Origin of the sequence: Pedobacter sp. KBW06, assembly GCF_003852525.1 — a bacterium.
GTDB lineage: Bacteria > Bacteroidota > Bacteroidia > Sphingobacteriales > Sphingobacteriaceae > Pedobacter.
In genome coordinates this window covers 1,554,927-1,567,265 of record NZ_QAJL01000003.1, presented here as the reverse complement: position 1 = coordinate 1,567,265, position 12,339 = coordinate 1,554,927, and the positions used below count along the sequence as shown (strand labels likewise).

Annotated in this window: 7 protein-coding genes; 6 read left to right on the top strand and 1 reads right to left on the bottom strand. The window is 42.2% G+C overall.

The features are described from left to right. The first annotated feature begins 90 nt into the window (after positions 1-90). The 5 genes from DBR43_RS33535 to DBR43_RS21195 all read left to right on the top strand — a co-directional run bounded on the left by DBR43_RS33535 (position 91) and on the right by DBR43_RS21195 (position 4,890). Positions 91-345 carry a TIGR04149 family rSAM-modified RiPP gene (locus DBR43_RS33535; RefSeq protein ID WP_124584443.1) on the top strand — a complete coding sequence of 85 codons (255 nt, stop codon included), beginning with the start codon at positions 91-93 and terminating at the stop codon, positions 343-345. Positions 346-451: 106 nt separating this feature from the next. Then, positions 452-1,582 carry a TlpA family protein disulfide reductase gene (locus tag DBR43_RS21205; protein ID WP_233603129.1) on the top strand — a complete coding sequence of 377 codons (1,131 nt, stop codon included), beginning with the start codon at positions 452-454 and terminating at the stop codon, positions 1,580-1,582. Positions 1,583-1,588: 6 nt separating this feature from the next. After that, the gene (locus DBR43_RS21200; RefSeq protein ID WP_124584441.1) at positions 1,589-3,097 is read left to right on the top strand and encodes a hypothetical protein; all 1,509 of its coding nucleotides are present in this window, start codon (positions 1,589-1,591) and stop codon (positions 3,095-3,097) included. Between the two features lie 4 nt (positions 3,098-3,101). Next, on the top strand, positions 3,102-3,971 hold the full coding sequence (locus DBR43_RS33015; protein ID WP_158622570.1) for a hypothetical protein: 870 nt from the start codon (positions 3,102-3,104) through the stop codon (positions 3,969-3,971). After that, the gene (locus DBR43_RS21195) at positions 3,874-4,890 is read left to right on the top strand and encodes a glycosyltransferase family 2 protein (protein ID WP_158622569.1); all 1,017 of its coding nucleotides are present in this window, start codon (positions 3,874-3,876) and stop codon (positions 4,888-4,890) included. Before DBR43_RS33015 ends, DBR43_RS21195 begins: the two co-directional genes overlap by 98 nt. Position 4,891: 1 nt before the next feature. Here the strand turns inward: DBR43_RS21195 and DBR43_RS21190 are convergent, their stop codons facing one another. Then, on the bottom strand, positions 4,892-8,983 hold the full coding sequence (locus DBR43_RS21190) for a two-component regulator propeller domain-containing protein (protein ID WP_124584438.1): 4,092 nt from the start codon (positions 8,981-8,983) through the stop codon (positions 4,892-4,894). Between the two features lie 484 nt (positions 8,984-9,467). Here DBR43_RS21190 and DBR43_RS21185 point away from each other — a divergent pair, with 484 nt between their 5' ends. Then, on the top strand, positions 9,468-12,335 hold the full coding sequence (locus DBR43_RS21185) for a SusC/RagA family TonB-linked outer membrane protein (protein WP_124584436.1): 2,868 nt from the start codon (positions 9,468-9,470) through the stop codon (positions 12,333-12,335). The last annotated feature ends 4 nt before the right edge of the window (positions 12,336-12,339 follow it).

The window sequence follows — 12,339 nt, the reverse complement described above, 5'->3', positions numbered from 1 at the left end:
CACACCAGTGCAAAACAAAAGGCGCTTTTTAGAGGCCCTCCTATCATGTTCAGGAGCAAATGAACATCTAAACCAAATAAGAACAATATTATGAAAAAGATTAGTCTAAAAAATCTGAACCTAAACGAATTGGAACAATTATCCCGTGAGCAGCTAAAAAATGTATTGGGTGGATCAACTGACGGAACCGATGCAACTGTTCCTCCTGAGTCAAAATGCAATTGTAACAGTAAGGTCGATTGTCCAACGAGTCCGGGCCAAAAGCCGCAGGATTGTATGGGGGGCTGCGACTCTAGCGGCACGAGCTATCATGGATACTGTGACTGGGACGGCACAGCGGGTTAAAGATAAATAGCCTGAAAAGGAGACCGCTTTAAAATTTTAAGGCGGTCTCTGACTACCTTTAGGTCTGATAGTGCTAACGATTTGATTCCAATTTTGCTGATTTAGAATGAAAAGAAAAATATGCTCCATGTTACTGACTACTGTGCTGGTCCTGTTTGTACAAGTGGAAACCAGGGCCCAATCCGCTGGTAAATTTACAGTCAACGGTGTAATAGATACTGTCCCGCACGCAACTTATTTCATTACCTATTTTCAAAAAGGTAAGGTTAAGTACGATACAGTTTCTTTAGATGCGCAGCGTAGGCTTAGGTATACAGGAACCATCACGGAACCGACGATCTTTAATTTGATGATTAAAACGGTCAATCCCTTATTTATGGGTAATAGCTATGTTTACACCTTTTGGGTTGAGCCCGGAAAGATCATATCTTTTACCGGAAAAACGGGCTGGCTGCTGAAAGGGGCGAGAGGGCTGGTTACCAATTCTAAAAAATTCGATATCCGGAATTCGGATACCGAAGTGATCGAGCGTGCTTATAGAGAAAGTTATGGGGCGGCATTAAGAACTTTGGAACAAAATACAGGGAAATCAGTAAGCAGCCTGGTTCGTGCCCGGCTTGTCGATAGTATCGAGACTAATTTTATTGTTCAGCACCCAAATAATTATTATTCCATATACCTGCTCAATAACCGTCTAAGATATTCAGAGCCAGACTATCCATTTGTTGAGAAATTAATAAACAGGCTTTCGGCTAAAATTAAAAACACTTATCTGGGGAAAGAAACAGTTCAGCGCATCAAGGTTAATAATTTGGTTGGGATTGGAAAGACAATGCCCGACTTTGTACAGCCTGATACCCTTTCAAAACCAGTCAAATTGTCTGATTTCAGGGGGAAGTACCTATTCGTAGATTTTTGGGCCAGCTGGTGTGGTCCTTGTAGAAAAGAGAATCCACATTTAATAGCAGCTCACAAACAGTTTGCAGCAAAGGGTTTTGATATCCTTGGCGTTTCTCTGGATGAGTCAAAAGCGTTGTGGTTGAAAGCGATTCAGGATGATCAATTGACCTGGACGCAGGTTTCAGATCTGAAAGGACTTAATAATTCAGTAGCCAAAAGCCTGTTCATCCGGGCTATTCCGGATAATTTCCTGTTGGATCCCAATGGTGTTGTTATTGCCAGAGGTTTGAGAGGGCAGGAGCTTTTAAAAAAGCTGAAAAGTATTTTTAAGGATTGATACCTGATGATATATATATCTGCCCAGCCTGATTCCATCTATTTTATATGGCAATTGGAAATTCAGTTGAGAAATTTCCGGTCCTTAAATATCAGCAGGGATCAGGTCCATGTACTTGTGGGATACCATAAAAAATTGGGATTAAGAAAAGAGTTTAAAAACTTCATCACGCAGCACAACTCCTTTGCGAATTTTTATTGTTATCCGGATCTGCGGGAAAAACCTGTATATACATCGTCCATTCGGCCCAATATATTAAAGCAACATTTTGAAACACATGCCTATCTGAAGGAAGAAGTCTTGTTTTACCACGATTCGGATATCCTTTTTTCCCGGATTCCACAAATCCCAGATATTGAAAATACCGAAGCCTGTTATGTTTCTGATACCCGTAACTATCTCGATATAAAATACATCAGACAGGTAGGGTCGGAGGATTTACTGGATCAGATGCTGGAAGTGGTAGGGATTTCAAAAGAGCTGTTGAAAAGAGAAGATTCAAATGCAGGCGGTGCACAATACATCTTAAAAGGCATCACCTCAGAATTCTGGCAAAAGGTAGAAAAAGATTCAGAGTCGCTGTATATGGCAATGAAAGCTTTTAATAATGAGCTATGGGAACGTGAATATCCAGTAAAAGGAGAGTTTCGAAGTAAGAAAAGAGGAATTCAGGCCTGGTGTGCAGACATGTGGGCGGTATTATGGAACCTCTGGTATTTTAATAAAAAAGTAGAAATTCATGAGGAGCTGCATTTCTCCTGGCCCTATAGTCCAATTGAGAGTTGGAAGAAACTCGCCATTCAGCATTACTCAGGTAATATTAAAGAGAAGGGAGTATTTTTCAAAAAAAATGAATATGCGAACTATATGCCCTGGTATGATCACGCCTTAAACAGCATCCCGGATAGCAATTGCAGTTATGAAATTGTTCGTCTGATCAAAAGACGAAGAACGGAAATAGATCAGCAGCGGACCCGCTTCCCCGACAGTTGTATCGTACTGGAAACAGAATATCCATCCGCTCAGCTGCTGGAAACATACGAGATTATAAAATGCTATATCACAAAGAATCTGGATATAGAGGTATTCCTCTTCGGAGCAGATGGCCTGGTGATCAAGGATTCTGAGTCCCGGTTAAATAAGAAAAAAAAGATATTATGGATGCCATTTAATCGGTTAATTGATGTAACGAAAATCTCAGAAATACTTTCCTCTCCGATATCAGACCGCCGGCAAATGAAAAACTTTCATTTCAGGCAGATCTATAAAATTGACCAGTTGTTTGTAGCCGCATTTTCCAAAATGCTGGACGACGCTTTATTTTACGAGAACCTCGGGAAGTTTAACATGGAATGTAAGACGATCGGTAAGTCTGTGTGGCTAATTAATGGCCAACTGAAAGAACTAAACGAAGAAAGCCTGAATACATTCAAATTGTTGATGGAGAAATCTAACACTGCAGTCGGGCTAATAAACGATCCTGATATGGATCTGATGGCTTTTAATCTTACCTGAAAAGATGCATTCTGAAGAAAATACATACTCGGTGCTGAGCCGCTTTTTGCCCTCAAAAATTGACCAGGGTTCATCAAATGCCTTACTGGATCGCTGGGCCGAAGAAGTAACCACAATAAACAACTACACCTTTGACAATGGTGTGACTGGTTTAGGCTGGCTTATCGCTTTTCTGATTCAAAGGGAACATATCGGGGGAAACGTAGATGAAATACTGGAGGACGTTGATGATAACATTTATAAGTTTACTATAAAATCCATTTTAAGTGAACCAACAAATGTTGACCAACTGCTGGAGCTGGTTACCTTCTATCAGCAAAGGTTTACAGATGGCATCGCCAACCATAATTTCTATCGTAAATTCAGTCACTTTGAGTGTATGAAGCTCTTAACAGAAAAGCTGAATGCTTTCTTGTCTGAAGTTCCTGTTGACGATGAAAACCTGTGTACGAAAATTAATATTTTACTAAAGTATAGTTATCTGGCCGAATCTGGAATTATAGAAACCCTTGTTGAAGAGGCATTTTATAGTCAGATTGAAAAGCTAATCATTTACTTTAATGGCACTGAACCAACCCGCTTCACTGAAGGGCTAATGATTAGTTTGCTGAAATTTCTGGTCTGCGTTAAGCAGTATCAAAATTCCCATTGGACAGAAAGAATAACCAAGGCTTATCTGGATCTAAAAATGGCGCTGAATGAAAAATATAAAAATGCTTCCACAATTGCCATTTGGGAAAAAGTATGTTTTTCTATTCCACAACCACGTCTTCGTTATGAAGAAGATCAGTCCTATTGGCAAAGCGAAAAGGGCAAACATTTACTATTCATTTTATACACCAATGTCAGATCTTTTGAGTTATCCTGCAATTAATCCGGTCATTACCCTGGTAATTCCACTATTCAATGCGGAAAGATATCTGATCGAGACATTGAATAGCGTTAAGTTCCAATCCTATCGGGAATGGCAATGTATAATTATAGATGATGGGTCAACTGACCATTCAATTGACTTGACGCAGGAATACATCGCAAATGACAAGCGGTTTCTCTTAATCAAACGCAAAGATCGTACGCTAAAAAAAGGCGCAAATAGTTGTAGAAACCTCGGCCTGAAACAGACAGTTACAAATTGGGTGATGTTTTTAGATGCGGATGATTTGTTGGAAGAAGATTGTCTGAAAAATAGAATGCTCGCTATTGAATCCAATTTATCAAATGACATGTATGTGTTTAAGACTGCTTTTATTGATAATGATAAAAATATCAAAGGAACCTTCAGCAACCCGGATCCGAATATCGAAGACATCATATACCGGCTGCTGAAGCATCAGGTTCCCTGGCATACCATGTCCCCGGTTTGGCGGAAGGATTTTTTACAAAAAACAGGCGGCTGGAATGAAGATTATGAACGGCTTCAGGATATTGAGCTTAATTTACGAGCAGTTCTTCAAAAACCAGCTATTTATTTCGCGACTGGCGATTATGACAGTTTCTATCGCTTCCTTCCCATGTCGGACGAAAAGAAAAAGGCTGCCCGGTTTGGCTTTTGCAGAATCCTTAAAGACTATTATCATCCATTACTGGGTAATGATTGGATTTCAGAGGAATATAAAATCAAACTTCAGGAGTCTTTTCAGCAGCTGATCGAAAGGCAGCTGATCAACTACATAAATAACGTAACTGGGAGAGATCTGCCCTGGGAAGAACTTTATATGGAGACCTTAAATATGCTGAATCTGGAAGTAGAAGAGATAGATGCAGTTCAGCGGCTATTCAACAAAATGGCTTAACTCACTTTTCATTTTCTTTGAGCTTATTGATAAAACCCCTCGGCGTTTCTCCATATTGTTTTCTAAACTCCCTGCTGAAATATTTAGGATCATTAAACCCAACCAGATAAGAGATTTCGGATATGGTATAGACGTTTTGTTCCAAAAGCAGAGCTGCCTTTTTTAGGCGGATAGATTTAATGAAATCATTTACGGAGAGGTCTGTAATCGCCCTGATCTTCTTGTATAAGACAGGTTGGCTCATCCCGACTTCAATGGCGAGGTCGGGAACAGCAAAACTTTGATCGGCCATGTTCTCTTCGATATACTTTAATACCCTGGTCATGAAAGCCTGATCCATCGATCCGATCAGTACGTTCTGAGGCTGTAAAGTCACTTGTTGACCATACTTTTGTCGCATGGTGGCCCTGGAATTCAAAAGGTTTTTGATATTGAGGGCCAGTAATTCCGTGCTGAAAGGTTTGGTAAGGTAAGCATCTGCGCCAGTCTCAAGTCCACTTACCTGGTGGATGTGCGTGGACCTTGCCGTCAATAAGATCACCGGAATATGACTGGTCCTTTCGTCGCCTTTTATTTTCCTGCAGAGTTCAAGCCCATCCATTACCGGCATCATGATGTCACAGATGATCAGGTCAGGAAGAAGTTCTATCGCTGTTTCCCATCCTTTTGATCCATCCTCACTTTCTTTGATCTGATAATTTTTGCTCAATAATCCGGAAATCAGCTGCCTGATTTCCGGATTATCCTCGACTACCAAAATAGTTTCATGCTGCGCTGTGTTTTTAATCTCTTCTGCCGTTGTCGGATCATCGTTCAGCAGGGTAGGAGCCAGACTTTCCAGGACCAGGTCATAGCCAATGGTTTCCATCAGCTCTGCTGGTTTAAAATGAGCCTTCCCTTTTTGAAGTGTTACGGTAAAGCAGGTATCTCCGGCCTTTTCGGCTGCGGCGGGGTGGCTTTCTATGCCAATTTTTCCACGATGAGATTCCACAATGCTTTTGGAAAGAGCAAGACCTATTCCCGAACCAATATGACTTGAGCCCTGCGCATCTACCTGGAAAAAGTCGCTGAACAACTTATTCTGGCTTTCATAAGGGATGCCCTTTCCGTTGTCCCTTACCTTCAGCGTTACAAAATTAGGATGCTCCACAATAGAAAGCCTGATCTGTCCCTCATCATCACTGAACTTAAAAGCATTGCTCAGCAAATTAAATAATACTTTTTCCAATTGCGCCTTGTCAAAATAAAGCGGAATAGATTCAGTTGTGCATTCAAAGGTATACTGAATGTTCCGGCTGATGGCAATATGGCTGAAGGCCAGAAAGATCTCTTTGCTGAAAGTCACAATATTCTCCCGGCCGACTGTCAGTTTTAAATGTCCTGCTTCTACCTTTCTGAAATCCATTAGTTCAGTGATCAGCCGCATTAAGCGGTCTGCATTGTTCTTGATCGGGATAACCTGCCTGTGGACTTCCATATTGTCCTGAGTGTTCTTTAATAAGTTTTCCAGTGGTCCCAGAATGAGTGTTAAAGGCGTGCGGATCTCATGAGAGATATTGGTGAAGAAGCTCAGCTTCATCTGTTGTAAATCTACAGATCGCTTCAATAGTGCCCGTACCACGATGTAACGGATGGTAAGGAACAGAATAACACCAAAGATCAACAGATAAAGGCAATAGGCCCACCAGCTTGCCCATAAGGGCGGTTTGATCCGGATCTTTATACTGGCAATGCCGGCACCCGAGATGCCATCGTTATTGCTTCCTTTCACCATAAAGGTATAATTCCCGGAGGGAAGGTTGGAATACGTTGCAGTCGGTTCATTGGTGTAGTTCCATTCTTTATCGTAATCCAGCAGCCGGTAAGCATACCTGTTTTTGTCGGGTTTGACGTAGTTTAGCAAGGCGAAGCCAAGTGTAAAATGATTCTGATCATGACCAAAGGTGATGCTTTTGCTGCTGCTGATGTTTTCTTTCAACAGCTCATCAGGACCATTTACCGCAATAGGAAGGTTAAACAGCTTTAATCCGGTAAAAATTATCGGGCTTTGAGACCGGTTGATTTCTATTTGTTGAGCAAAAAAGGAAGTCAGGCCATTATAACCACCAAAAAAGAGTTCTCCTTTACTGTCTTTAAAATAAGACCTGACATTGAAATCATTACCTGCAAGCCCGTCACTCTTGGTATAGGTTCTGAATTTTCCAGTCTTCGGATTAAGTTTTGACAAACCATTATCGGTGCTGATCCATAAACTTCCCGCTTCATCTTCAATCACACCGAGCACATTGTTGTTGGATAAACCCTCCTTTTCGGTATAGGTTTTAAACTGTTTTGTCTTGGGGTTGTAAATGCTGAGTCCACCAAAATAAGTACCTAAACAGAGGCTCCCGGATGTGGTTTGCACGATACAGTTGATATAGTCGGATTGAAGTTTCTGCGGGTTGTTTTTGTCTTTAAAGAAAGAATACAGTTGCCTGGTGTTTAGGTCGTAGGCATGCAGGCCAGCTTGCGTACCAATCCAAAGGTTCTTCTCCCTATCCTCAAACAGGACCTGTATGTGTTTGTTCTGCAGCTTTTTCTCCAGTGGGCTCTTTATCGTATACGCAGTTTCCCCATTTTTCCATTTCATCAGATTGAGTCCTGAATAAGAGCCCACCCAGATGTCGCGGTTGCTGTCTTCGCAAATGGCAATGATTTCGGCAGTGCTGATGTTGTTACTCGTATCCTTCACATTGACGACAGACCTGAATGTTTTGTCCTTAGGATTAAAGATGTTGAGGCCACCGTGATGGGTCCCTATTAATAAATTTCCGTTTCTGTCTTTACAAATGGTTTTGATCAGATTGGAGCTGAGCCCTTGTTTATTGTTCAGACTGATCTTATAATTTGAATAGGTCTGGTTGCTTCGGTTATAATAGTTTAAACCGCCGCCCTCGGTACCTATCCACAGGTTTTGATACTGATCTTCTACAATGGAACTGATGATATTGCTGCTGATGCTGGACCGCAGTTTACTGTTTTTATAAGCATGAAACTCCGTAGGGAAGGGGTAAGCGATATTTACACCTCCATAAAAAGTCCCTATCCAGGTACAGTGGTTCCGGTCCTGAAAGATGCTGTGAATAGAGTTATGGCTGAGGCTTTCTTTTAACTCCGGATTGTGCTGATAATTGCTGAAGCGCTTGTTGCCGGGGTCGAAAATACTCAGCCCCTCCTGGGTCCCGATCCAGAGCATGCCCTGCTGGTCGAGCATGATTTCACGAATGTCGTTGTGAACAAGTGAATTGCCGCTGTCATTATGCCGGTAAACAGAGAAAGATCCATCGGCATTATTGAACAGGTTTAAGCCGTTATCGGTGCCAATCCAGATGTTCTGCTGTGCATCGGCAGTCAGGCTCGTAATGTAGTTGGAACTGATGCTGCCTGCCTTTGCCTGCTCATGCCGGTAGATCCGGTATTGTCCGTTTTTAGTGTTCATGCGGATCAGTCCATCGCTCGTGGCAAACCACATCTGATCATCAGGGCCCCTCAAAGCTGCGTAAACGTTGTTTACGCCCCTGTTGGAACGGGCATCCTTAAACAGGTAGGTCTTGAATTTGTTGTCTTCCCGGTTAACGAGCAGGTTGGCCCCATACAATGTGCTGATCCAGAGTTGTCCTTTTTTATCTTCATAAATGTGCTCTATGGCATTGCTGCTGATGCTGTTTTTGAGTTTCGGATTGGCGTTAATACGGGTAAAGGCATCTTTTTTCTCATCATACTTGTTGAGGCCTTTCACGGTTCCCACCCAAAGAACACCTGCATGATCAGTTAAAATGGACGTGATTTCATCGCTTGAAATACTGCCCGGATCATTGGGGTTATTTTTATAAACCTTAAACTGATAGCCATCATACCTGTTCAGGCCATGTTTGGTGCCAAACCATATAAATTGCCGGTGGTCCTGGGTAATGGCCATTACAGAATTCTGAGAAAGTCCGTTCTCCAGTGTCAGGTTACTGAAACGGATGCTTTTCTGTGCATAGGCCGCGACTTGCAATAAAATAAGAAAGCAGAGCCATGACAGATCAAAGCTCCTTTTTATAAGTTTCATACCGGCTCCCCCCAAGGGCTGTTAATATTGGTTTTGTTGAGCTGTGAATATCCGATTATTCATTCTTATTATCTGCAAAATATTGTTGAATTGTTTCTGAATGCGCTTTTTTTTGATTTTTCTACCTATTCCTTTAGAATATTCATCTTTTAAAAAAGAATTATCCTACAGCTTTGGTACAACCAAAAAAACAAGATTGGGTCTTCCGATCAAAAAGTCAATTAACCAACTAACCAAACCAAAACCTCCAAACCATGACACAAACTTTTACTCTTCCCCAATCCGGCTACATCAGGAAATCGCAAGGTAGCTAGTACCTGATCATTCTGTAATGATCATTATTCGCAGCTCGCAGTTGCAAAAATAATTATAAAACTAAGGTTAGGTTGAATGCCCTTCGATTGTTGTTTGGTCGCAACAACGGAGGGCTCTATTTAACTGCTGTAATATCAAATGATCTCAACCAAAACTTAAAACCAGATATATGAGAGAAAAACTACGCAATTCATTTAGAAATTTGGGGCTGGGGATGCTGTGCTTAACGGCATGGTCTCAACAGACTGCGTATGCCCAATCCCAGGACAGTACTTTCAATAAGAAAGCATTGAACGATTCTGCAAGAAAGGCAGTCAGGAGTTCTTATTCCTTTCAATTGCCTTCCAGCAAGATTCCGGTATGGTTTGGCACACAACGCAAAGAACAACTGTTACAATCTCAGGGAATAGTGAGCGGAGATGAACTGCTCAGCTTCCCTGTAGCACAGATTGAGGGAACTTTATATGGTAAACTAGCCGGTTTATCGATGGTTCAGCCATCGGCCAAGCCAGGAGAAGATGCGGCATCTATTTTTCTGAGGGGACGAAACCCATTGATCGTCGTAGATGGGGTACCCAGAAATCTGAATAGCATTAACCCTGAGCAGGTGGCTTCCGTTTCCGTTTTAAAAGATGCATTGGCGACTGCTGTTTATGGAATGAGGGGAAGCAATGGGGCGATCCTGATCGAGACGAAAAGAGGCGGTATTGCTCCCCGGAAGATTTCTTTCACGGCTCAAACAGGGATCCAGAAACAGTTGAATATCCCGTCTTTTCTGAACGCAGGTGACTATGCTACACTTTTTAATGAAGCATTGACAAACGATGGAAAACAACCCATATACACAGCCGAAGCAATAGAGAAATACCGCAATGGCTCTGATCCTGTCCTGTATCCGAATGTAGACTGGTACAACAGTATTCTAAAAAAACAGGCCAGCCTGCAGCGGTACAACCTGAACTTCTCAGGAGGAAACGAAAAAGCCCGCTATTTTGTAGACCTGGATTACCTGAATCAGGATGGTTTCTTTGTTTCTGATCCCAAAAGGAACACCTACGAGACCAATAACTCCTTTAAACGATATGGTTTCAGAACGAATATAGATGCTGACCTTACTAAAAACCTGTTGCTTTCCCTCAATGTTTTTGGAAGAATCAGAAATGGAAATGAACCTGGAGCCATTGATGCTTACTTAACAGATATTACCGGTTCAGACTTGATTTATACAAGTCTTTTGAGAACACCAAACAATGCGTATCCGATGTTAAATCCGGATGGTTCTTTTGGAGGAAATCAACAGTTCGGCAATAACTTATACGGACAGGTGATCGGTTCGGGCTACAGACCTAGTTACAACCGCAACCTTGGCGTTGACCTGAGCCTGAAACAGAAGCTGGACGAATTGCTGGAAGGATGGTATGTACAGGGAAAAGGATCCTTTAATACCTATTATTCTGAATTGATCAACCGGAGCAAATCCTTCGCAGTTTATCAGTATACCCCCAAACCGGGAGGAGCGGCAGACATCGTTAAATTTGGTACAGACGGCTCCCAGAACAATAGCTCTTCCCAGAATGTAACGAACAGGCAGATCTATACGGAGTTTATGACAGGCTATGACCGGGTCTTTGGAAATCATGAACTGAACGCTTCCCTGAATTATAACATGGATAGCTTTGTAAACGGTTCTGATCTGAGTATGGACAATACTGCGCTTGCCGCAAGATTTCAGTATAACTATAGTAAAAAGTATTTCCTGGAGCTGGCCTCTTCCTATATGGGAATGAACCGCTATCCAACCAATCATCAGTGGGGATTTTTTCCTGCGGCAGGTTTAGGATGGGACATGTCAAAGGAGGATTTTATGAAATCTTTCAAATCTTTGAATACCCTTAAATTAAGAGGAAGTTACGGACGTACAGCCGACAATAGCGGGGCGGGTAATTTCGTTTATCAGCAATTCTATACCTCTTCCAATACGGTTTATTTTGGCAACCCGGCAACCGGCAACAGTTCTATTATTGAAGCCCTTCTGGCCAACCCCAACATCACCTGGGAAACTGCAGATAAGCTGAATCTTGGTCTGGACATTTCTGCATTCCAGAATAAACTTCAATTCACCGCAGAGTATTACCACAATGCCTACAGCGGCATTTTACAACCACGCGGCACAAATGCAAGTACAGTTCTGGGAAATACAAGACCTAATGAAAATATTGGAAAACGAACCTATAGCGGCTTAGAGCTAACCGCAGGCTATTACGGTAAAACAGGCAGCATGAACTGGTTTGTAAATGGAAATGCCTCACTGAGCAAAAGCAGGATCGACTATATGGACGAGGTGATCAGACCTTATGAATGGATGAAGAGAACCGGGCTTCCGGTAGGACAGCCCTTTGGAATGGTGGCAGATGGCTTTTTTAACAATCAGGCAGAAATTGACAACAGTGCCAAAGTGGACGGATATAAGGCGGTCCCTGGCGACATCAGGTATAAGGACCTGAACGGAGATGGGGTGATTAATGTTTTTGATGAGCAGGCGATAGGAAGCACCAAACCAACGATCTTTTACGGACTAACAGCAGGCTTTAACTATAAAGGATTTGAGTTCTCTATGGTATGGAATGGCGTAGCCAACAGAAACGTTTTTGTAAACGGAGCCGGAACTTATGAATTTCAATCGGTAGGAGTTGGAGGTTCCGGACAGGCATTTGCCCATCACCTGGACCGCTGGACACCTGCAACTGCAGCGACCGCAACTTACCCGCGTTTAACAGTTGGAAACAACATTAACAACCAAAGAAACTCTTCTTTCTGGTTGAAGAATGGCAGCTACCTGCGTCTTAGAAATGTAGAGTTCGCTTATTCTTTACCGCAGCGCTGGATCAGTTTTGTAAAACTGGACCGGGCAAGAATCTTTGTAAATGGCAGCAACCTGCTCACCATTACCCCGCTGGAAAGAGTAGATCCTGAAGTCGTTGCCTGGGATTATCCAAACCAACGCGTATTCAATTTTGGAATCAACCTACAATTTTAAACCT

What these genes read in the sequence shown, in the direction of transcription:
- DBR43_RS33535 (WP_124584443.1), top strand. Translation starts at nt 91, where the DNA reads ATGAAAAAGATTAGTCTAAAAAATCTGAACCTAAACGAATTGGAACAA.
- DBR43_RS21205 (WP_233603129.1), top strand. Translation starts at nt 452, where the DNA reads ATGAAAAGAAAAATATGCTCCATGTTACTGACTACTGTGCTGGTCCTG.
- DBR43_RS21200 (WP_124584441.1), top strand. Translation starts at nt 1,589, where the DNA reads ATGATATATATATCTGCCCAGCCTGATTCCATCTATTTTATATGGCAA.
- DBR43_RS33015 (WP_158622570.1), top strand. Translation starts at nt 3,102, where the DNA reads ATGCATTCTGAAGAAAATACATACTCGGTGCTGAGCCGCTTTTTGCCC.
- DBR43_RS21195 (WP_158622569.1), top strand. Translation starts at nt 3,874, where the DNA reads ATGAAGAAGATCAGTCCTATTGGCAAAGCGAAAAGGGCAAACATTTAC.
- DBR43_RS21190 (WP_124584438.1), bottom strand. Translation starts at nt 8,983, where the DNA reads ATGAAACTTATAAAAAGGAGCTTTGATCTGTCATGGCTCTGCTTTCTT.
- DBR43_RS21185 (WP_124584436.1), top strand. Translation starts at nt 9,468, where the DNA reads ATGAGAGAAAAACTACGCAATTCATTTAGAAATTTGGGGCTGGGGATG.